This window comes from Allobosea sp. RAF48, assembly GCF_052114025.1.
Taxonomy (GTDB): domain Bacteria; phylum Pseudomonadota; class Alphaproteobacteria; order Rhizobiales; family Beijerinckiaceae; genus Allobosea.
Window position 1 is genome coordinate 56,692 of the sequence record NZ_JBFRDZ010000003.1, and the last position, 20,155, is coordinate 76,846.

General features: G+C 66.5%; 18 protein-coding genes. 9 read left to right on the forward strand and 9 right to left on the reverse strand.

Features of this window, described 5'->3' with window-relative positions:
* The first annotated feature begins 80 nt into the window (after positions 1 to 80).
* The 4 genes from AB4Z10_RS06485 to AB4Z10_RS06500 all read left to right on the forward strand — a co-directional run bounded on the left by AB4Z10_RS06485 (position 81) and on the right by AB4Z10_RS06500 (position 4,117).
* Positions 81 to 860, forward strand: coding sequence for an SDR family oxidoreductase (locus AB4Z10_RS06485; protein WP_441469571.1), 780 nt, complete (start codon positions 81 to 83; stop codon positions 858 to 860).
* Positions 861 to 979: 119 nt separating this feature from the next.
* Complete coding sequence (locus AB4Z10_RS06490; RefSeq protein ID WP_441469572.1) at positions 980 to 1,903, forward strand: DMT family transporter; 924 nt, start codon at positions 980 to 982, stop codon at positions 1,901 to 1,903.
* Positions 1,904 to 2,078: 175 nt separating this feature from the next.
* Positions 2,079 to 2,699 carry a helix-turn-helix domain-containing protein gene (locus AB4Z10_RS06495; protein WP_441469573.1) on the forward strand — a complete coding sequence of 207 codons (621 nt, stop codon included), beginning with the start codon at positions 2,079 to 2,081 and terminating at the stop codon, positions 2,697 to 2,699.
* A gap of 248 nt (positions 2,700 to 2,947) precedes the next feature.
* On the forward strand, positions 2,948 to 4,117 hold the full coding sequence (locus AB4Z10_RS06500) for a GGDEF domain-containing protein (RefSeq protein WP_441469574.1): 1,170 nt from the start codon (positions 2,948 to 2,950) through the stop codon (positions 4,115 to 4,117).
* 108 nt (positions 4,118 to 4,225) lie between these two features.
* Here AB4Z10_RS06500 and AB4Z10_RS06505 read toward each other — a convergent pair whose 3' ends face one another.
* The 6 genes from AB4Z10_RS06505 to lysM all read right to left on the reverse strand — a co-directional run bounded on the left by AB4Z10_RS06505 (position 4,226) and on the right by lysM (position 10,230).
* Positions 4,226 to 5,155, reverse strand: coding sequence for a c-type cytochrome (locus AB4Z10_RS06505; protein WP_441470025.1), 930 nt, complete (start codon positions 5,153 to 5,155; stop codon positions 4,226 to 4,228).
* Positions 5,156 to 5,346: 191 nt separating this feature from the next.
* Positions 5,347 to 5,778: a c-type cytochrome gene (locus tag AB4Z10_RS06510; protein ID WP_441469575.1), complete on the reverse strand. Its 432-nt coding sequence runs from the start codon at positions 5,776 to 5,778 to the stop codon at positions 5,347 to 5,349.
* Positions 5,779 to 5,908: 130 nt separating this feature from the next.
* On the reverse strand, positions 5,909 to 8,218 hold the full coding sequence (locus AB4Z10_RS06515; RefSeq protein ID WP_441469576.1) for a xanthine dehydrogenase family protein molybdopterin-binding subunit: 2,310 nt from the start codon (positions 8,216 to 8,218) through the stop codon (positions 5,909 to 5,911).
* Between the two features lie 100 nt (positions 8,219 to 8,318).
* Positions 8,319 to 9,278, reverse strand: coding sequence for a YiiG family protein (locus AB4Z10_RS06520; protein WP_441469577.1), 960 nt, complete (start codon positions 9,276 to 9,278; stop codon positions 8,319 to 8,321).
* 50 nt (positions 9,279 to 9,328) lie between these two features.
* Positions 9,329 to 9,646, reverse strand: coding sequence for a rhodanese-like domain-containing protein (locus tag AB4Z10_RS06525; protein ID WP_149133446.1), 318 nt, complete (start codon positions 9,644 to 9,646; stop codon positions 9,329 to 9,331).
* 140 nt (positions 9,647 to 9,786) lie between these two features.
* Positions 9,787 to 10,230: a peptidoglycan-binding protein LysM gene (gene lysM / locus AB4Z10_RS06530; protein ID WP_441469578.1), complete on the reverse strand. Its 444-nt coding sequence runs from the start codon at positions 10,228 to 10,230 to the stop codon at positions 9,787 to 9,789.
* 177 nt (positions 10,231 to 10,407) lie between these two features.
* Between lysM and AB4Z10_RS06535 the strand changes: the two genes are divergently transcribed.
* Positions 10,408 to 10,836: a GlcG/HbpS family heme-binding protein gene (locus AB4Z10_RS06535; RefSeq protein ID WP_441469579.1), complete on the forward strand. Its 429-nt coding sequence runs from the start codon at positions 10,408 to 10,410 to the stop codon at positions 10,834 to 10,836.
* A 102-nt stretch (positions 10,837 to 10,938) separates the two neighbouring features.
* Positions 10,939 to 12,000: an NAD(P)/FAD-dependent oxidoreductase gene (locus AB4Z10_RS06540; RefSeq protein ID WP_441469580.1), complete on the forward strand. Its 1,062-nt coding sequence runs from the start codon at positions 10,939 to 10,941 to the stop codon at positions 11,998 to 12,000.
* Between the two features lie 196 nt (positions 12,001 to 12,196).
* Here AB4Z10_RS06540 and AB4Z10_RS06545 read toward each other — a convergent pair whose 3' ends face one another.
* Both AB4Z10_RS06545 and AB4Z10_RS06550 read right to left on the reverse strand, forming a co-directional pair.
* The gene (locus AB4Z10_RS06545; protein ID WP_441469581.1) at positions 12,197 to 14,689 is read right to left on the reverse strand and encodes a hypothetical protein; all 2,493 of its coding nucleotides are present in this window, start codon (positions 14,687 to 14,689) and stop codon (positions 12,197 to 12,199) included.
* A gap of 314 nt (positions 14,690 to 15,003) precedes the next feature.
* Positions 15,004 to 16,242: a urate hydroxylase PuuD gene (locus AB4Z10_RS06550; protein ID WP_441469582.1), complete on the reverse strand. Its 1,239-nt coding sequence runs from the start codon at positions 16,240 to 16,242 to the stop codon at positions 15,004 to 15,006.
* Between the two features lie 249 nt (positions 16,243 to 16,491).
* On the opposite strand from AB4Z10_RS06550, the gene uraH reads away from it, so the two are divergent.
* The 3 genes from uraH to AB4Z10_RS06565 all read left to right on the forward strand — a co-directional run bounded on the left by uraH (position 16,492) and on the right by AB4Z10_RS06565 (position 18,627).
* Complete coding sequence (gene uraH, locus AB4Z10_RS06555; RefSeq protein ID WP_441469583.1) at positions 16,492 to 16,845, forward strand: hydroxyisourate hydrolase; 354 nt, start codon at positions 16,492 to 16,494, stop codon at positions 16,843 to 16,845.
* A 6-nt stretch (positions 16,846 to 16,851) separates the two neighbouring features.
* Entirely contained in the window at positions 16,852 to 18,276 is a 1,425-nt protein-coding gene (gene puuE, locus AB4Z10_RS06560; protein ID WP_441469584.1) for an allantoinase PuuE, read from the forward strand.
* A 171-nt stretch (positions 18,277 to 18,447) separates the two neighbouring features.
* Complete coding sequence (locus tag AB4Z10_RS06565) at positions 18,448 to 18,627, forward strand: hypothetical protein (RefSeq protein ID WP_441469585.1); 180 nt, start codon at positions 18,448 to 18,450, stop codon at positions 18,625 to 18,627.
* A gap of 8 nt (positions 18,628 to 18,635) precedes the next feature.
* On the opposite strand, the gene AB4Z10_RS06570 is transcribed toward AB4Z10_RS06565, so the two are convergent.
* Entirely contained in the window at positions 18,636 to 20,039 is a 1,404-nt protein-coding gene (locus AB4Z10_RS06570; RefSeq protein WP_441469586.1) for an SNF2-related protein, read from the reverse strand.
* Positions 20,040 to 20,155 lie beyond the last annotated feature (116 nt).

Consider the following 20,155-nt stretch of genomic DNA (forward strand, 5'->3'; position numbering starts at 1 on the left):
TGACGGCGCGTCCAATCCATGGTCAGGCTTGCCGATGCGCATGGGCCGAAGGCGCCTTGCCGAGCTTACGGAGAAACGTGATGGATCTTGGAATTTCCGGCCGCACCGCCATCGTCTGCGCCTCCAGCAAGGGGCTTGGCCGCGGCTGCGCCGAGGCCCTGGCCCAGGCCGGCTGCACCGTCGTCATCAACGGCCGCGACGCCACGACGCTCGAGGCCACCGCCAGCGCCATCCGCGCGGCCACGGGCGCAACGGTCATCGCCGTCGTCGCCGACGTTTCGACCAAGGCCGGGCAGGACGCTCTGCTGGCGGCCGCTCCCAATCCCGACATTCTCGTCAACAACAATGGCGGCCCGCCGCCGAAGCCCTTCCGCCAGGTGACGCGTGAAGGCCTGCTGGAAGGCGTGGTGCAGAACATGGCGACGCCGCTGGAGCTGGTTCAGCGCGTCATCGACGGCATGATCGAGCGTCGCTTCGGCCGCATCATCAACATCACCTCGGCGAGCGTCGTCACGCCACTGACCGGCCTCGACGTTTCCTCGGCCGCGCGCGCGGGCCTCACCGCCTTCCTCTCGGGCGTGGCCCGCGAGGTGGCGCATGCCAACGTCACCATCAACAACATCCTGCCGGGTGTGTTCGACACCGACCGGATCAAGACAGCGACCAACAAGGTCGCCGAAATGCAGGGCATCAGCATCGAGGAAGCGACCAAACGGCGGCTCGCCGCCGTGCCCGCCGGCCGCCTCGGCACGCCCGACGAGTTCGGCAAGCTCTGCGCCTTCCTCGCCAGCACCTCTGCCGGCTACATCACCGGCCAGAATTTCCTGATCGACGGCGGAGCCTTCCGCGGCACCTTCTGAGCCGCGCGTCGCCGGCCTGACGGGGTTGCAGAGTTCACGCTTCGCCTCCCTGCTTCGACGTGGTCTAAGGAGGAACGGTTTCGCCCGAAACCGTTCCCGCCCTCCCGTCGCGCGCTCCGTTGTCCCCTCTTCTCGGCATCACCCTCAAGCTGATCTCGGCGCTCGCCTTCACGCTGATGTCGGCCGCGATCAAATCGATCTCGACGCGCTATCCGACGGGCGAAATCGTCTTCATCCGTTCCTTCTTCGCGATGATTCCGCTGCTCATCTGGCTCGCCTGGCGTTCCGAGCTGCCGGCGGCGCTGAAGACCAGCAATCTGCGCGGCCATCTCAAGCGCGGCATCATGGGCTCGACCGGCATGTTCTGCGGCTTCGCGGCCCTGCAGTTCCTGCCGCTCTCGGAGGCTGTCGCCATCGGCTATGCCGCGCCGCTCGCCGTGGTGGTGCTCGCCGCACTCGTGCTCAAGGAAAAGGTGCGCATCTATCGCTGGACGGCCGTGACGATCGGCTTCGTCGGCGTGCTGATCATGCTCTCGCCGCATCTCGGCGCTGGCAGCCACCCGGTCGGCGGCAATGCCGCGATCGGCGCGGCGCTGGGTCTGGCCGGCGCGTTCTGCTCGGCCTTTGCCTCGGTCGAAGTCCGGCTTCTCACCCAGACCGAGCGCACGGGCGCCATCGTGTTCTACTTCATGCTGCTGACCAGCCTGCTCGGTCTCTCGACCATCCTGCTCGGCTGGAACATGCCGGATCTCAAGGACGCGGCGCTGATGGTCGTCATCGGCATCCTCGGCGGGCTCGGCCAGATCCTGATCGTGCAGGCCTACCGCTATGGCGACGCCTCGCTGATCGCGCCCTTCGAATACTCGACCATGCTCTGGGCGGTGGCGATCGGCTGGCTCTGGTTCGGCGAATGGCCGGCCACCGCGATCCTGATAGGCGCCTTCATCGTCATCAGTTCCGGCATCTATGTGATCCTGCGCGAGCGCCAGCTCGGCCTCGCCCGGCGCGAGCAGCGCGAAGTCGGCCCCAGCCGCATCACCTGAGCGTCAGGCGCGCGCTTCGGCAGCCCGCAGTCCGATGCGATGTCGAAAGCATGGGTCACCGTTGCCGCGTCCCATCGAACGCACGGCGGTCCAGCGCCGGGCTTCGGCATTGTTCGCTTGTTCAAACGATCGTCCGCCGTTACAAACGGCCTCACAGTCGAAAGGGGCCGAATTCATGGGAATCGAGACGAAAGAGCGCGGCGGGCGGGAGCTTGAATCCGGGGCTCAGGTGATCTCGGGCCAGCTCGGCAAGACGATCCAGCGCCTGCGCAAGGCGTATAATTTCTCGCTCTCGGACCTCGCCGAACAGTCGGGCGTCGCCAAGTCGATCATCAGCCAGATCGAACGCAACGAGACCAACCCGACACTGGCGACGATCTGGCGGCTTTCGCAGGCGCTCGACATTTCGATCGAGCGAGTCCTCTCCAGCGGCGAGGAAGAGCCCTTCATCGAGAAGACCACGCGTGCCGACACGCCGATCCTGGTCTCCGAGGACGGCAAGCTGCGCCTCGCTATCATCGGCTGGATCAAGACCGTCGAATGGCTGCAATGGTACGACGTCTCCGCCGAGCCCGGCGGCGAGCTCGACTCCGAAGGCCACCAGCGCGGCTCGATCGAGTCGCTCTCGGTCACGGCCGGCGAATTCGAGGTCGAGGTCGGCGACATCATCCAGCGCGCCAAGGCCGGCGAGACGCTGCGCTATCGCTGCGACCGCCGCCACGTCGTTCGCTGCGTCGGCAACGAACCCGGCCACGCCCTGATGGTCTGCATCCTCAAGGCTGCGGTGATGGAGTAGCCCGCTGCCGCCCCGGCTCGGCCGGGCTGGCGGTCGGCGCGCGGCATCGGAAGGCTCGTATCCCGAGCCAACCGCCCCGTCTGCCATCAGCATCGCTGGGCAGAAGCGTCGGCGCATTGCCTGATCGGCGCACAGCTTGGTCCCACAAGCTGTAATTAACCTATCTGCCCCAGATTGCCCGCGCTGGGGAGCTGGGAGCGTTCGATCATGTCTGGAACCGGACGCAGGGGCTGCTGACGACGGTACCGATGGACCTTGCTACCCTCTGGTATTTGACGACCGGCACGCTGCTTGTCGCCACCGCTATGACTCTCTGGGAGCGCAACGCGCAGACGCAGCGCTCGCGCGAGCTCGGACTCTGGGCCTCGGCCTACGCCGCGTTCGCCCTAGGCTGCATCCTGGCGATGAACCGGAGCGTCCTTCCCGGCGTATCCGGCCCTGCCCTCACCAATGTCGTCATGATGCTCGGCTATCTGCTGGTGCTTCAGGGAATCTTGGCTCTCGATGGCCGGAAACTGCATCCCGCCCTCATGACCGGCCTGCTGGTGGCCATCGGCGCCGCCTGGCTCCTGGCCGGAGCCGGAGCGGTGGGCCTGTTCTGGAACCATGTCAGCTCATTTCCGATCGCGGTTATCTCCGCGCTGACCGCGTTAGCACTTCTTCGCAGCCGCACCGCGAGACGGCTGCGCTCTCGCCCGGTCGCGATCACCGTCTTCGCCTGCCACGCCCTGTTCTATGCCGGCCGCACCTTCGCGGTCCCCGTCATGACCTCGATCTACGGCAGCGACGTGCTGAGCACCGTGGCCGAGATCACGATGTACGAGGCCGTGCTGTTCACTGTCGCGATGTCGATGTCGATGCTGGCTCTCATCCGTGAGGAGGATCGGGCGCGCCTTCTTGCGACGACCCGCACCGACTTCCTCACCGGGCTCAACAACCGCCAGGGCTTCTTCGAACTCGCCCCCAGAAGCCTCAGCCGACACGGCAAGGGCACCGCACACTCGCTGCTCGCCATCGACCTCGACCACTTCAAGGCCATCAACGACCGCTACGGACACGAGGCCGGCGACCACGTGCTGAAGCTCTTCGCCAGCATCGCCAACGAAATCGCCGGGGCCGAGGCGACGAGCGCGCGTCTCGGCGGCGAGGAATTCGCGATCCTGCTCCCGAATACGAACGGCGAGGACGCCCGCGCCATCGGGCAGAGCATCGCCCGGCGCTTTACCGAGACGGCGGCACGGCGCGACGGGCTCGCGATTCCGGCGACGATCAGCATCGGCCTCGCCGAGGCCAAGGCGCAGGAAGCTGATCTGGTCGCCTTGCTCGCGGCGGCTGATCACGCCCTCTACCGAGCCAAGACACTGGGCCGCAACCGCATCGAGAGCGCCAAGCCCGGGCAGGTCGCCAAGGCCGCCTAAGGGTCTTGTGCTCGCTCTGAGCGCTCCACCGCTCCTCACGTGGACCATCAGGGCCTTGAAGCGCATCAGGCGACGTTAAGCGCACCGCCGGCCCCGATTCGGACGTCGCTACTTCGTCTGCGGTCGCGGCGGGCCATCCACCGCCGGCAGCGACTTCAGATACTCCGCCATCGCCATCCGGTCGGCATCGGGGAGTTGCGCCATGTTGCGCACCACCGCCCCCATGGAACCGCCGACGCTGTCGAAGGTCGGGGTGAAGCCGGTCTTGAGGAGTTCGGCGATCTCCTCCTTCGACCACTTCGCCAGGCCTTTCTCGGACTGGGTGATGTTCGGCACCCAGCCCTTGCCTTCCGGGTCCGGACCGCCGGCGAGGCGGGTCGCCGGAATGATCGCGCCGAGCGCGTTGCGGGCCGAATGGCACTCGGCGCAGTGGCCGGGGCCGTTGACGAGATAGGCGCCGCGGTTCCAGGCCTCGCTCTTCGTCGGATCGGGCCGGAATGGCGCGCCCTCGAAGAACAGCAGCTTCCAGCCGCCGACGATGCGCCGGATGTTGAAGGGGAATGGCAGGTCATGCGGCGGGGCCCTGCCCTCCACCGGCGCCAGCGTGCGGATATAGGCGAAGAGATCGGCCAGCGCCCTGGGCGGCATCATCCGGTAGGAGGTGTAGGGAAAGGCCGGGTAGAGATGCTGGCCGCGCGGCGAGACACCGGCCGCCATCGCATCGACGAAGTCCTGCACGCCCCAGTTGCCGATTCCGTCGCGCGTATGCGGCGAGATGTTGGGCGCATGGAAGGTGCCGAAGGGGGAGGCCAGCGCCAATCCGCCGCCGAGCCTCAGTTTGTCGTCCTGGCCGGGCGTCGCGTGGCACGAGGCACAGCCCCCCGCCGAGAACAGCAGCTTGCCGTTCTCGATATCGGCCGCCGGCAGCGCACCGATTTCTGGGGATGGCGAGACGACGCGCGGATCGGTGAGGACATAGAAGCCGGCGAAAGCAAGAGCCGCCAGTACGACGAGGGTCACGAACAGGCGGCGCAGCAACAGCATCGGCATCTCCAAGGCGTAATCAGCAGGGCGGTTCAGTTGGCCTGGGCAGGCCGCCAGCTTCGAACCGCGGCAGTTCTAACGTGGCGCAGCCGCAAGGGCTCCCGCAAGTCGGGAAAACGAGGTCATGAAAAAGCGGGCGGCCAATGTTGGCGCCCGCTTCCGGCTCTCCGCCTAGGCGGACCGCCTCACTTCTTGATGCGATAGGCCTCATGGCAGGCGCCGCAGTTCTTGGTGGCCGCGCCGAAGGCGGTGCGGAAACCGTCAAGGCTGGCCACGTTCGCGCCGGCTGCGGCATCGCTCTCGAACTTCACGAAGGCCGCCTTGAAGCCGGCCTGATCCTCCCAGATCTTCGGCGAGGCCGTCGTTTCGCCGCCAGTCTTGGAGCTGTCGGGGAACAGGGCCGGCACCTTCTTGGCGGTGTCGGCATAGGTCTTGAAGACCGCCTGCGCCTTGGTGGCGTCAAAGGGAGCTTCGCCCTTGGCCATGGCTGCGCCTTCGCGCGTGGCAGCGCCGAGCGCCTTCATCGCCTGCTGGCGCTCCGCGATGGGGTTTGACTGCGCCAGGACGGCGGTGATGCCAAGCCCGAGGCCGGCGAGCACGAAAGCGGTGCGGATCATTCAGTTTCCCTTTGAGACCAGCCGCTCCGAATGGCACGGCTTAGAACGCGTCCAAATCAAACGATGATCACAACACATCCAAATAGCTTTTGCGTGAACGAGCTTGCAAAACCGCAAGTCGCCCCTTGCATCAAAGCCGATAACCCGCCTCCTTCAGCGCGGTGAACACCTTGAGCGGCGTCGCCGGCATGTCCATTGCCTTGATGCCGGCGGCACGGTCGAGCGCATCGACCATCGCGTTCATCACCGCCGGGCAGGCGCCGATCGCCCCCGCCTCGCCCGCGCCCTTCACGCCGATGGCGTTGGTGATGCAGCGGACATTGCGCGTCTCGAAATGGAAGTTCGGGATGTCGACCGCGCGCGGCAAGGCGTAGTCCATGAAGGTCGCGGTCAGCATCTGCCCGTCGGGATCGAAGCGGATCTCTTCCATCAGCGCCTGGCCGATGCCCTGGGCCGAGCCGCCATGGACCTGGCCCTGCAGCATCAGCGGGTTCAGCGTCACGCCGAAATCATCGACCACGACATAGTTCAGGATCTCGGTCGCCCCGGTGCCGGGGTCGATCTCCAGTTCGCAGACATGAGTGCCGTTGGGATAGGTCGCCTCCGGCGGCGTCCAGCTCTGATGGACCTTGAGCATGGTCGGCGTCGCGCCCGGCAACGCTGCGATGGCGGCGAGGTCGAGCGACTTGTCGGTGCCGACGATGCGGACCGCACCATTGGCGACCTCGAGATCGCCCACCGCCGCCTCGAGCTTCTCGGAGGCGAGCTGCTTGAGGTTGTCGGTCAGGATCTCAGTCGCCTTGTTCAACGCCGCGCCTCCAACGGGGATCGAGCGTGAGCCGCCGGTGCCGGAGCCGGTCTCGACCCGGTCGGTATCGCCCTGCACCACGCGGATGCGGTCCATCGGAATGTCGAGGTGCTGCGAGACGAGCTGCGAATAAGCCGTCTCATGCCCCTGCCCGTTCGACTGCGTGCCGATCAGCACGGTGACGGTCCCGTCCTTCTCCAGAATCACGGTCGAGCTTTCCGGGCCACCGCCGCCGCAGGCCTCGATATAGCTGGCCATGCCGATGCCGCGGATCTTGCCGGCCTTGGCCGAAGCCTTCTGGCGGGTCTTGAAGCCCTTCCAGTCGGCCACGTCCATGGCGCGTCGCATATGGCCCTCGAACTCGCCGGAATCGTAGACCGGGCCGGTCTGCGTCTTGTGCGGCATCTCCGACGGCTTGACGAAGTTCTGCGCGCGCACCGCATCCGGCGTCTTGCCGGTCTCGCGGGCGATGGCGTCGACCAGCCGCTCGATCAGATAGGCAGCCTCCGGGCGCCCCGCGCCGCGATAGGCATCGACCGGTGTCGTGTTGGTCAGCACGCCGCGGAAGACGACGTGCACGGCCGGAATGTTGTAGCAGCCCGGCGTCATGGTGGTGCCGACCCAGGGGATGAAGGGCCCATACTGCGAGAGATAGGCGCCCATCTCGGCCGAGAGATCGACCTTGAGTCCGATGAACCTGCCCTTGGCGTCGAGCGCCATCGTCGCCGTCGTCAGATTGGCGCGGCCATGGGTATCGGCGAGGAAATGCTCGTTGCGGTCAGAGACCCAGCGAACCGGGCGCTTCAGCTTCTCGGCCGCGATCATCGCCAGCGGATATTCGCGGTAGAGGAAGATCTTGGTGCCGAAGCCGCCGCCGACATCCGGGGTCACCACGCGGATGCGCTTCGGGTCGACCTTGAGCACGTAGTTGGCGATCAGGTCGCGCATGCCGTGGCTGCCCTGGCTGCCCAGCGTCAGCGTCCAGCGCTTCTCGGCCTTGTCGTACTCGGCGATGCAGGCGCGTGTCTCCATGTAGTTGGAGGCGAGCCGGTTATTGACGACGGTCAGCGAAACCGTGCGCGCGGCCTTCGCGAAGGCCTTCTCGGTCCTCTCGCGATCGCCCTGCTCGGCCTCGAAGGCGACATTGCCCGCCCGATCGGCCCAGACCTGCGGCGCGCCGTCCTCCAGCGCCTCCGCAATCCCTGTCACCGCCGGCAGCGGGTCCCAGTCGATCTCGATCGCTTCGGCCGCGTCGCGCGCCTGCGCCAGCGTTTCGGCGACGATGAAGGCCACGGCCTCGCCGACATGGCGGACGGTGTCGGTCGGCAGCACGGGGACCGGGAGGGATTTAGACATCTCGCCCGAGACGGTCGTGACGTGCCCCTTGCAAGGCAGGTCGCCATACTCAGCGACATCCTTGCCGGTCAGGATCAGCTTCACGCCCTTCAGCTTCCGGGCGGTCTCGATGTCGCCGATGCTGAAGCGGGCATGGGCATAAGGCGAGCGCAGCACGAAGGCGTGCAGCGCACCCTCCGCGGCGATGTCATCGGTATATCGGCCAGTGCCGGTCGTCAGGCGTTGATCTTCGACCCGCCGCACCGGCTGGCCAAACCCGAATTTCATGGGACGCATGAGGCATATCCTCAGTTAGGTCTAATGAAAGAGTGAAGCAGAAATCGCGCGACGTCAGCCCCGGCATGTGCCGCGCCGGGGTGCGCCGCACGCATCGATCTCAGCGCGGCATGCGGACCGCCGTCTCCGAGAGTGAAACCATGGTATTGTAGTTGTTGACGATCCAGTTGGCGTCATTGGCCGCCCCGCGGCGGACATCGCCCTTGCTCTTGGCGAGCTTCTCGCTGAAGTCGCGCAGCTTGCCGAGCCAGGAGCTCGCCCTGCTCTCGATGAAGGGCACGCCGCCCGGGTTCTTCTCCTTGAAGGCGTCCATCTCGCGGATCGCCTCGGCATAGTCGGCGATGGCGGCGTTGAAGGCCTTGAGATCGACGATCGGCTGCTCGTTGCTCGGCATCAGGTCCATCGCGGCGCGCGCGTTGATCATGATGTTGCGCACCTGCCAGCGGACGGAACGCCCCTCGCGCTGCTCCACCGAGGCGAGTTCGCGCTGATCGAGCCCGCGCTTGTAGACGCGCATCAGCGCGTCGAGCTTGGCGCGCTCCTCCAGGAAGGTCTTGGCCGCCGGCACCATCGCCGCGTGTAGCTTCTGCCCCTCGGTGAGGTTGTCGTCGCGATAGTCCTTGCGGTCGTAGTAGCGCTCCGCGCGGGTGATCAGCGGCGCCAGCTCCTGATAGGCCTTGATGTAGCGGCCCATGGTCTCGTCGATCGCCGGCAGCTTCGGCTCGCGCGCCATCGCCTCCTCGGCCTTGTTGATCTCGCCGGTCACGTCATAGAGGCTGTAGAGCCCGTAGGTGATGTAGCGCTCCTTGCCGGTCGGGCCCTTCTTCATATCGACCCAGCTGCCGTAGCGCTCCCAGGACTGGATGGCGCGCAGCGTGCGGTTCATCAGCGCCGTATAAGCGTTCGACTTGGTGATCGCGGCCTGGAGGTCGTCATCCTGCGCCTTGCTCGCGCTGCCCGCCGGAACGGTCGCCGCACCTTGTGCCCAGGCGCCCGCTGGCGCGGCGAGGACGAGGGCGGCGGCGCAGGCCGCACCCCGGAGAAATGCTCGGGTCGTCATGTATCCAGTTCCGTCGTCTGCGGCATGTCGCGCGGATCGGGCACTCGCCGTCAGTCTTCAGCGATCGGCTCGCCATGCATCAGCCAGTCCTTGAAGCCGCCGGCATAATGGCTGTCGATGTCGAGACCGGCCGATTGCGCGAACTCCAGCGCCCGCCGCGAGCGGACGCCGGCAGCGCAGGAAAGCACGACCCGCTTGCCCGGCTCGTTCGGCAGGTCGGCCGGATCGAACTGTGAGAGCGGCCGCGAGACCGAGCCCGGGATATGCCCGGCCGCGAATTCATGCGGTTCGCGCACATCGACGAGCAGGATGGAGCCGTCGCTCAGCCCCGCCTTGATGGCGTCGATATCGAGGTCGTTCACGATCATGGCCAGCATCTCCCGCTCGGTCCCGTTGATCCGTCCAGATAGGGCGGCGCGGCAGGGTATGCCAGCAGGAGGATGGCGGTGTCGGTCGAAAAGGCGGCAGCCGCGGACGGACGGTCCGCGGCTGCGTGATGGTTGAAGGTTCAGCCCTGCGGCGGGATGCGCAGCACCCAGCCCGGCAGGATCAGGTCGGGGTTCTTCACCGGCGGCGTATTGGCCTTGACGATCTCGGTGTATTTCGCGCCCTGGCCCTTGCCGTAATGCTCCTCGGCGATCTTCCAGAGCGTGTCGCCCTTCTTAACCGTGTAGAAGACGGCGGCCGGCGCCTCCTTGGTGACCGCGAGGTCCGATTCAACCTGTGCCACGCCTGTGGTGTTGCCGAGCGCGAGGATGATCTTCTCGGCCTGCTCGGTCGAGACGGCGTTGCCGGAGACCTTGACCTTGTCGCCGTCGATCTGGATGGCGACGTCGGAAGGCAGGCCGTGCCCTGCCAGTTCCTTCTGCAGGTCATCGGCCGTCGCGGCCTTGGCCGAACCGGAACCGAAGATCTTGGCGCCCGCGTCCTTGATGAAACTGAACAAACCCATGGAATGCCCTCCTTGTCTCGGGTGGCTATCAAGCCCTGTCGCGGCGCCCTGCGCAAGCCGTGGCGGAAAAGGTGTTTTCTTCCGACCCGACCATCGATTGCGCGGAAAGGGCTCCAAGAGCCCTTTCCTGCTCGCCGCGCGGCTGGCAAGAACGCGGTATTCAAACCGGAGTTCCCCATGCTCAGTCTCGCCCAGGCACAGACCATCCTCCAGGTCGCGCTCGCCCATGCCGAAGCCAACGGCTTCAAGCCGCTCGCCATCGCCGTCCTCGACGCGCGCGGCGCGCAGAAGGCCTTTGCGGCCCAGGACGGCACCAGCCTGAAGCGCGGCGAGATCGCGCTCGGCAAGGCGCATGGCGTCGTCGCGCTCGGCGTCGGCTCGCGCGCACTGCACAAGATGGCGCTTGACCGCCCCTATTTCGTCGAGGCGGCCACCCATGCAGTCGGCGGCTCGCTGGTGCCGGTTCCCGGCGGCGTGCTGATCCGCTCGTCCGAAGGCGCGGTGCTCGGCGCCATCGGCATCTCCGGCGACACCTCCGACAACGACGAAGCCGCGGCCTGTGCCGGCATCGCTGCGGCGGGCCTCAACGCGGACACCGGGGCCTAATCCCCCGTTTTTGCACTTGCCATTCGGCCCCCGAAGGCTCATTTCCTCCCGGAATCTGAGTTCGTTATACCGTACAGTTTGGACCGGATCGAAGGTAGGACCATGAGCGAAGCGGCAGCGGCCAACGAAAACGAAGTCATCACCACCGACGTCGTCATCATCGGCGCCGGCCCCTGTGGTCTCTTCGCGGTCTTTGAGCTCGGCCTGCTCGACATCCGCGCGCATCTCGTCGACATCCTGCCGAAGGTCGGCGGGCAGTGCGCGGAGCTCTATCCGGAAAAGCCGATCTACGACATCCCCGGCTTCCCGCTGGTCACCGGTCAGGCGCTGGTCGACAACCTGCTCGAGCAGATCAAGCCGTTCGGGCCGACCTTCCACCTCAACCAGATGATCGAGTCGGTCGAGCCGACCGGCACGGCCGCGGCACCGCGCTTCCGCGTCACCACCGACGCCGGCACGGTCTTCGATACGAAGACGGTCGTCATCGCAGCCGGCGGCGGCTCCTTCCAGCCGAAGAAGCCGCCCATCCCCGGCATCGAGTCCTATGAGAACGGCTCGGTCTTCTACGCCGTGCGCAAGATGGAAACCTTCCGCGGCCGCAACATCCTGATCGTCGGCGGCGGCGACTCCGCCCTCGACTGGACGCTGAACCTCCAGCCCATCGCGAACCGCGTCACGCTGATGCACCGCCGCGACGATTTCCGCGCCGCGCCGCACTCGGTCGAGCAGATGCGTACGCTCGTCGCCGAGGGCAAGATGGACATGAAGCTCGGCCAGATTACCGGCCTGAAGGGCGAGAACGGCAAGCTCGAGGCAGTCGTCTGCCGCGGCACCGACAACGAGCCCTTCGACATCGCCTGCGATACGCTGCTGCCCTTCTTCGGCCTGACCATGAAGCTCGGCCCGATCGCCGACTGGGGCCTGAACCTCCACGAGAACTTGATCCCGGTCGATACCGAGAAGTTCGAGACCAGCGTGCCCGGCATCTTCGCCGTCGGTGACATCAACACCTATCCGGGCAAGCTCAAGCTCATCCTCTCGGGCTTCCACGAAGCCGCGCTCTGCGCCCAGAAGGTCCACCGCTATGTCTATCCGGAGAAGCGGCTGACCTTCCAGTACACGACCTCCTCCAGCAGCCTGCAGAAGAAGCTCGGCGTCGCCTGAGCGGCGCTTTCCGGAGGCTGCGGATGATCTGCGGAGCCACGCCGTCATCCCCGCGTGACCCGGGATCCCACCGAAAGGCGCGGCGCTCTCTGATGGCTCTCCGCTTCGCTTCGGCCGGGATGACCCGCATTGCCGTGAAAGCACGGCTCGCTGGATAAATTGAATGCAAAAAGCCGCGGCCAGGGCCGCGGCTTTTTCAATGAGCGATCGTTTCGCGCTGAATCTGGGCAGCGGCTGTGCCGCTGCGCGCCGCGCTCTGCGCCGAGACGAGGCCGAGCGAACTACGCACGCTCTCGGAAGGCCCGGCCAGCACCGGCCCGTTGCCTTGCGGGGCGGCGACGATCTGCGGCGCGTCGCGCTCATCCATCGGCGGCAGCGGCAAATGATCCTCCGGCTCGTCCGGTCCGATCCGCGCCTTGAGCTCAGCGAGCGCGCCCCAGAGCGGCTGGAAGGTGAACCGGATCTTGTGCGTGCCGGCTGGCACCTGCACCGCGCGGAACAGCACATTGGCCTTCAGGATCTCAGTCTCGACCCCATCGACCTCCACCTTCCACCAGGGGTGCCAGATGTCGTTGAGCACGACGAATCCGGCCGCTGGCGTCGTCACCTCGATCTCGACGAGCACGTTGCGATATTGCGTGAGCTTGACATCGGCCTGCACCGCGACAGGCCCCTCCGGCGTCGCGACGGGCGGCTCGACATCGAGCAACACGGCCTGCTGCGGATCGGTATCCGGCCAGCGGCCCGAGAGCTTCATGCTCTCGAAATCGGCGAACTGCCAGCCGCCTACGAACTGCACCCGCGGCAACGCGTGCGGGTTTTCGTAGACATAGCCCTCCTTGGTTCGCGCAACCAGATTGAGATCGCCGCTCCGCAGCGAATGGTCGACCTGATCGATCGGCACCGGCGAGGCGATGTAGCGCAGCCCGAGCAGGTTCGCGAGCCGGCAGCGATAGGATGGGAAGAGCGGCGTGAACTTGCGGTCCGCCGGCTTCGCGATGCCGTCGCCCGTGCCCACGGCCTCGGAGAAATCCTCCAGCCGCAGAGGGTTGTAGCCGAGCGTGTGGTCGAAGCCGTGGACCATGCCGGCATTCGGCCACTCGAAGCCCATGCCGAGCAGCTCGACCCGGTCGCGACGCGGCGAGCCGGCCGGCTGGGACGTCAGATGCTTCAGCACCGCAATCGTCTCGTTCTTCGTGCCGGGCTCCAGCACGTCGTACATCTGCGGCGGCAGCGCCGTGGATTCGTTCGGGCCGTTGTTGAAGCCGAGATCCGCCGCGACCACGCCGGTGACCAGCACGGCGGCGGCAACCGGACCGAGCGCGCTGCGCCAGCGCTGCAGGATGAGGAAGGCGCCGCCCGCGACTACGAACCAGCCCAGCGCCAGCGCAACCGGCTTCCAGGCATCGGCGAGATGGCCCGCGCCGCGCGAGACGACGAGCGCAAGGACGACCGTGGCCAGAACCACCCCCGCGCCGATCAGGAGATCGCGGCGGAACGAGGTCCCCTCCTCCGCCGTCAGGATGCGATGCAGCACATAGCCGGAGAGCACCGCCGCCAGCCCGCCGATGAGGAAGGTCGCGTCCGCCGGCCGGCGGAACTGCTTCACGCCCGGCAGGTACTCGTAGGCGAAATGGAACAGCGGCGTGTAGCGCCCGAGCGCATAGAGCACCATGAACAGGAAGAGCAGCGTCAGCGGCCGCACCGCCTTGTCCCAGAGCCAGCCGCGCGTCAGCCCCGGCGCGAGCAGCAGCAGCATCGGCAACGCGCCCATATAGACCTGCGCCATATTCTGCGACAGGTAGAGGACCTGCGGGTCGTTGTAGGGCCCCCAGAACTCGACGTTCGGATCCTTGGCGCCGAACAGGTCTCCGATGAAAGCGGTGAGCAGCGACACAGGGTGCAGAGAGCCGCGCCCCGCCACGCCGAAGTCGATCTCGGGCCGCGTCGTCGCCTCGGCGAAGAGCCAGGTCCAGAGCAGCGGCATGATGATGACGGCGAGGCCGACGACGCTGGCGGCAGCGATGGGCAGCAGGCTGGTGCGGAAGGCGGGCCAGCCACCGGATATCCAGTGCGCCACGACCATGCCGAACAGCACATAGCCGCCGAGCAGCGCGACCTGATCCGGCTCCAGCACCATCAGCCCGGCAGCAAGGCCAGCGAAGACACCGGAGAGAATCGAGGAACGCTGCAGCATCCGCGCCGTCAGCCAGAAGGCGATGGCGAAGAAGGCGAGGCTCGCGATCTGGCCGACATGCTGCACCCTCCACGCGGCCGAGGCGCCGAAGGCGAAGACCAGCGCCGCCATCAACCCGCCGGCCGGGTGCCAGCCGCGGTCGCGGAAGAACATGATGAGCGCGAGGCCACCTGCGAGCAGATGCGCCAGCACATAGGCGTCAACATCACGGAAGCTTGGAGTCGGCGTTAGCAGGGCGAGCAGGATCGCGGGCGAGAAGATCAGCGACTGCGGATCGGCGATCTGCGGCGAGCCGGCGAAAACGTTGTGGTTCCAGAAGGGCGACTGGCCGGAATGGAGCGCGTTCGCAAGGAACTGAACCTGCGCCTGGAAATGCGCCTTCGCGTCGAACGGAATCGTCACCGACCCCGAAAGCCAGGGCCAGCACAGGATGCCCCATGCCACGACGAAACCTATGGCCGCCAGCAGGTAGCCGGCGCCCCTTGCATCCACGCGTCTCAAATGGACCCCCACGGTCCTCGGCACGAACGGTCCCGTTCTGGGATCCTGTCTCCAGCCTGTCAGTGGGACGGACCTTGCTGTCGCGCACCTGAACCGAATCTGAACGCAATCCCGCATCCGTGAGCGGAGCTGAGGACAAGCTGAAGAAAGCGGAAATCCGGGTGACTATGTCGCCGTCACGGCTCTCCAAAGCGCAATCCCCGTCATGGTCGGGCTTGTCCCGACCATCCACGTCTTCGCCGGTCGAAGACCGTGTTCAAGACGTGGATGCTCGCCACAAGGGCGAGCATGACGGCGGTGGCGGCTCAGCGCGCCGCCGCGGCGAGCCAGCCGGCCAGCGCCTGACGCTCCGCCGGCGTCATGCCGGAAAGATTGTTCGGCGGCATCGCATGGGTCATCACCGCCTGCGTGCGGATGGCGCGGGCATGGATGGCGATCTGCTCTGGCTCGTGCAGCAGCACGCCCTTCGGCGCGATCTGGATGCCCGGCCAGGAAGGCTCCGGCGCATGGCACATCGCGCAGCGCCCCGTCACGATGTTGGAGACCTCGGCCGGCGGCAGCGTCATGCCGGCCATCAGGACGGGTTTCGGCACCTTCCGCGGCACCAGGCCGAGCTGCTCGCGCCCACCCGGCGAGGACGACATCGCCACCCAGAAGGCGAACCAGAGAGCCAGGATCGCCACCGCCCAGTACCACCAGGGCGATTTCGCATGGTCGCCATGCCGGACATTGAAGAAGTGCCGGATCAGCGCACCGGCCACGATCACCAGCGCCACCAGGAGCGGAATCGCGGCCGAATTGGCATAGGTCACCGGGTAGTGGTTCGACAGCATCAGGAACAGCACCGGCAGGGTGATGTAGTTGTTGTGCGTCGAGCGCTGCTTGGCGGCCTTGCCGTATTTCGGATCGGGCTTTTCGCCGGCGACCAGCGCCGCGATCACCTTCCGCTGCCCCGGCATGATGTTGAAGAAGACGTTGGCGGTCATGATGGTGGCCATCAGCGCGCCGGTATGGATCAGCGCGCCGCGCCCGGAGAAGACGTTGGCGAAGGCCCAGCTCGCCGCCACGACATAGCCGAAGCCGACCAGCCCGAGCAGCACGTCGTATTTGCCGAGCGGCGACCGGCACATCAGGTCGTAGACCAGCCAGCCGAGGACGAGCGCCGCGATGCCGATCGCGCCCGCCGCAAAAGGCGAGAGCTGCATCACTGCCGGGTCGATCAGGTAGAGCTCCGACTGGGCGTAATAGACCCAGACCAGCAGGAAGAAACCTGAGATCCAGGTCCAGTAGCTCTGCCATTTGTGCCAGGTCAGTTCGGCCGGCATCACGGGGGGCGCGACCATGTATTTGCGCATCTCGTAGAAGCCGCCGCCATGAACCTGCCAGGCCCGGCCGCCGGTGCCGGGCGGTATGTCCTGCGCCGGCTTCAACGAGGCATCGAGATGGATGAAGAAGAAGGAGGCACCGATCCAGGCGATCGCCGTGATGACATGGAGCCAGCGCAGCATCATGCCGCCCCATTCCATCAGATAGGCTTCGAGCATGGCGCTGGCTCCGCGAGGGCTGGTGGTGATCCCGAATCCGGAGGATGCCGCTCCGGCACCACGAAGCTAACCTGCTTTCGCCCCGCCCGAAATCGCCCGGATGCCTCGGAGATTTGACATCCGGGAACATGATCTTATCGCAAAAGCCGATATCCATTGTCGCGGATGCCGCTTTACAGTCACGTAGAGCGAAGTGGCCCCGGAATCGGCGCTCGCCGGACACCGGTGCTTTCAGGAGAACGGCAGGGAATGGGACGTCTCTCGACGCATGTGCTCGATACGGTCAACGGCCATCCCGCCGCCGGCGTCGCGATCACGCTGGAACGCCTGAACCCAGATGGCTCGCGCGAGCGGCTGGCACAGGCCGTCACCAATGCCGATGGCCGCACCGACGCTCCACTGCTCACCGGCACGCTCGCGCCCGGTACCTACGAGCTCAATTTCGCCATCGGCGCCTATTTCCGCAGTCTCGGCACCTCCCTGCCGAAACCCGCCTTCCTCGATCTTGTCCCGATCCGCTTCGGCATCGCCGAGCCGGAGGGGCACTATCACGTCCCGCTCCTGGCCTCGCCCTGGAGCTACTCCACCTATCGCGGCAGCTAGACGACCATGACCCAGACGACCTACCCCCGCGACATGAAGGGCTATGGCCGCAATGCCCCTCACCCGCACTGGCCGGGCGAGGCCCGCGTCGCGGTCCAGTTCGTGATCAACTATGAGGAAGGCGGCGAGAACTGCATTCTTCACGGTGACGCCGCCTCGGAAGCCTTCCTTTCCGAGATAGTCGGCGCCGCGCCCTGGCCGGGCCAGCGCCACATGAACATGGAGTCGATCTACGAATACGGCTCGCGCGCCGGCTATTGGCGGCTGTGGCGCATGTTCACCGAACGCAACCTGCCCGTCACGGTCTTCGCGGTGGCAAGCGCGCTGGCGCGCTACCCCGAGATCGTCGGCTCGATGCAGGAGGCCGGCTGGGAGATCGCGACGCACGGGCTGAAATGGATCGACTATCGCGACGCGCCGAGGGAGCGCGAGCGCGCCGACATCCTCGAAGCCATCCGGATCCAGACCGAGCTTACCGGTGAACGTCCGCTCGGTTGCTATCAGGGCCGCACCTCGGAAAACACGATCCCGCTGACGATGGAGGAAGGCGGCTTCCTCTACACCGCCGACGTCTATGCCGACGAATTGCCCTACTGGCTTGCGGGCCCGAAGGGGCCGCAACTCGCCGTGCCCTATACGCTCGACGCCAACGACATGCGCTTCGCCACGCCGCAGGGCTTCAACAGCGGCGACCAGTTCTTCGCCTATCTGAAGGATTCGTTCGACACGCTCTATGCCGAGGGCGAGACCGCGCCGAAGATGATGTCGATCGGCCTGCATTGCCGCCTCGTCGGCAGGCCGGGCCGCGCCGCGGCGCTCGCCCGCTTCCTCGACTATGTAAAGAGCCACGACAGAGTCTGGGTCGCGACGCGGCTCGACATCGCCCGTCACTGGGTCAGGACGCATCCGCCTACCGACGGCTATGTGCCCTCGAAGCTGCCGAAGGCGCTCTTCGTCGAGGTCTTCGGCCGCATCTGGGAGAACTCTCCGTGGGTGGCCGAAGCGACCTACGACGCTGGGATCGGTGCTGCGCTGGATACCGCCGAAGTCCTGCACGCGGCGATGGTCGCCGCGATGCGCAAGGCCTCGCGCGAGCAGCAGAAGTTCCTGCTCAACGCCCATCCCGACCTCGCCGGCAAGCTCGCCGCCGCCGGTGAGATGACGCAGGAATCGACGCTGGAACAGTCCTCGGCCGGACTGGACCGGCTGACCAGTGACGAACGCGTGCGGTTCACGGCGCTGAACGAGGCCTACAAGGCCCGCTTCGGCATCCCCTTCATCATGGCGGTGAAGGGCGCGACCAAGGCTCAGATTCTGGCGGCTTTCGAAGAGAGGCTGAAGAATACGCCCGAGCAGGAATTCGCGACGGCGTTGGCTCAGGTCGAGAAGATCACGCTGCTGCGGCTGAAGGAATTGCTGCCGGCGGGCTGAGCCCGGCCGCCGTAGCACCGTCAAGCTCGGGCTCGACCCGAGCATCTCGGAAACCAGCTCCCTCCGGCCTCGCGATGCTCGGGTCTACGCTGCTCTTCGGCGGAGAATGACGCGTTCCCGGAACCTCCCCTCCTGCCGCCACGTTGATGAGCCGGGAAAGGAGGCGCGTCCGTGTTCCGCCTGTTGCTGATCATACTCGTGCTGGTCATCGGCTATGATGCCGTTGCACATCAGGGCGCCTATACGCGCGAAGCCTGGAACGCCGTGACTCGGCTGACCGGCTCGGCCATCGAGGGCGCTAAGGGGCTGGGCGAGCGCGCGCGGGACGACACCAACGCTCCCCGCAACTGAGCGTTTCTTCAGGCCGCCGCCCGCCCCTCGACGATCCCCGCGATGGCCTCGAGCATGCGCGTGTCGTCGCCCGCCAGCCCCTCCATCGCCGCCATGCGCTGGATCACCGTGCCAGCAATCGCTTCCTCAACCGTATCCTCGGCATAGGTGTAGAAGATCGTCGCGTGCTGGCCGTCGCGATGGCAGCGACCTTCGATCTGCTGCAGCTGGATTGCGCTGTGGCGCATGTCGTGGACCACCAGCGACCGCTCCCGCTCACCGCCCGGCATTTCGCCGCGATGCAAAGAGATGGACTCCGTGACGGTGAAGATCACCGCGTCGAGCGCGCCGGTCTGGAAGGCGATGCGCGTCTCCTCGTTCTGCGCGCCCGAGCGCTCACCGTTGATCTCGCCGACACGCCAGCCACGGCCTCTCAGTGTCTCGGCCAACATCGCGCTGGTTTCGAGAAAGGCGACGGAGATCGCCACCTGCTCGTCGTTCCCGAGCAGATCCTCGCAGAAATCCGCCGTGCCGGGGATGCGCAGCAAACTGGCCTTCTGGCGGAAGCGCAGATCGGCGGCCCAACCCTGCGGCTTGCGCGTCGAGCCGCCCGCCAGCCCGAGCTCCCGGCGGAACTCCCGCCAGGTTGCCTCGTAGAGCTTGCGCGCGGCGGCATCGAGCGCGACGGGCGCAAGCTCGCGCTGCACCTCCGGCCAGCCGGCAATTTCCTCCGGTCGGCGGCGCAGGCCGATGGCGTTCGCGCCGCGATAGAGCAGATCCGCCATGATCTTCCGGTCGGCCTCGTTCGGCTCCCAGCTCCAGTTCTTCCAGCGGCCCTTGGCTCTGCCGATCTTCAGCCGCTTCATCAGCGTGCGGAAGCCATCGAGATCGGCGGTAGGCATGCCCGCCGCCTTCGCCAGCAGCGGCGCGAGATAGGAGAGCTCGTGCGGCGACTGGCCGGCCGTCGCGCTCATATAGATGGTGAAATCGGCCGCTTCCGCGATCTGCCGGCAGACCAGCCCCTGCTGCGAGTTCGGATTGCGGATGCGGTGCGCTTCGTCGATCACCACGAGCGGCCAGACGCGCTTCGGCCGGCCATGCTTGGCGAGTTCGTTGTTCTTCGCCCGCGTCGAGCGCTTCCGGCTGTCCGCGACTGGGGCCAGCAACGATTTCGTCTTCTCAAAATTCATCAGCGTCACGCGCTTCGCCGGCAGGCCCGACAACGCCATCGTGCGCCGCCATTGCGGGATCGCCCCTTTCGGGCAGATTACCAGCACCTCCTCCTCCGGCATGGCCGAGAGCGCGAGCCAGGCCGAGAGCGTCTTGCCGAGCCCCGTGAGGTCGCCGAGCAGGAAGCCGGATGCCCCCTTCGCCCGCGCGGCCAGGATCGCATCGCGGGCAACGAGCTGGTGCGGATGCGGGGTGAACGTCATGCGGAAGGGAAGATCCTGATCGATGTCTGGCCGCCCGCCCTGCCCGGCGGGCATGGCGCGCCCGGCTCTCTTGGCACTGGCGCAACCGCGCGTCCACCGGCACTGTGCCGGCCGTA

What these genes read in the sequence shown, in the direction of transcription:
- AB4Z10_RS06525 (WP_149133446.1), bottom strand. Translation starts at nt 9,646, where the DNA reads ATGATCGTGAACGACCTCGATATCGACGCCATCAAGGCGGGGCTGAGC.
- AB4Z10_RS06515 (WP_441469576.1), bottom strand. Translation starts at nt 8,218, where the DNA reads ATGCGTCCCATGAAATTCGGGTTTGGCCAGCCGGTGCGGCGGGTCGAA.
- AB4Z10_RS06520 (WP_441469577.1), bottom strand. Translation starts at nt 9,278, where the DNA reads ATGACGACCCGAGCATTTCTCCGGGGTGCGGCCTGCGCCGCCGCCCTC.
- AB4Z10_RS06495 (WP_441469573.1), top strand. Translation starts at nt 2,079, where the DNA reads ATGGGAATCGAGACGAAAGAGCGCGGCGGGCGGGAGCTTGAATCCGGG.
- AB4Z10_RS06500 (WP_441469574.1), top strand. Translation starts at nt 2,948, where the DNA reads ATGGACCTTGCTACCCTCTGGTATTTGACGACCGGCACGCTGCTTGTC.
- lysM (WP_441469578.1), bottom strand. Translation starts at nt 10,230, where the DNA reads ATGGGTTTGTTCAGTTTCATCAAGGACGCGGGCGCCAAGATCTTCGGT.
- AB4Z10_RS06485 (WP_441469571.1), top strand. Translation starts at nt 81, where the DNA reads ATGGATCTTGGAATTTCCGGCCGCACCGCCATCGTCTGCGCCTCCAGC.
- uraH (WP_441469583.1), top strand. Translation starts at nt 16,492, where the DNA reads ATGGGACGTCTCTCGACGCATGTGCTCGATACGGTCAACGGCCATCCC.
- AB4Z10_RS06535 (WP_441469579.1), top strand. Translation starts at nt 10,408, where the DNA reads ATGCTCAGTCTCGCCCAGGCACAGACCATCCTCCAGGTCGCGCTCGCC.
- AB4Z10_RS06540 (WP_441469580.1), top strand. Translation starts at nt 10,939, where the DNA reads ATGAGCGAAGCGGCAGCGGCCAACGAAAACGAAGTCATCACCACCGAC.
- AB4Z10_RS06570 (WP_441469586.1), bottom strand. Translation starts at nt 20,039, where the DNA reads ATGACGTTCACCCCGCATCCGCACCAGCTCGTTGCCCGCGATGCGATC.
- puuE (WP_441469584.1), top strand. Translation starts at nt 16,852, where the DNA reads ATGACCCAGACGACCTACCCCCGCGACATGAAGGGCTATGGCCGCAAT.
- AB4Z10_RS06550 (WP_441469582.1), bottom strand. Translation starts at nt 16,242, where the DNA reads ATGCTCGAAGCCTATCTGATGGAATGGGGCGGCATGATGCTGCGCTGG.
- AB4Z10_RS06510 (WP_441469575.1), bottom strand. Translation starts at nt 5,778, where the DNA reads ATGATCCGCACCGCTTTCGTGCTCGCCGGCCTCGGGCTTGGCATCACC.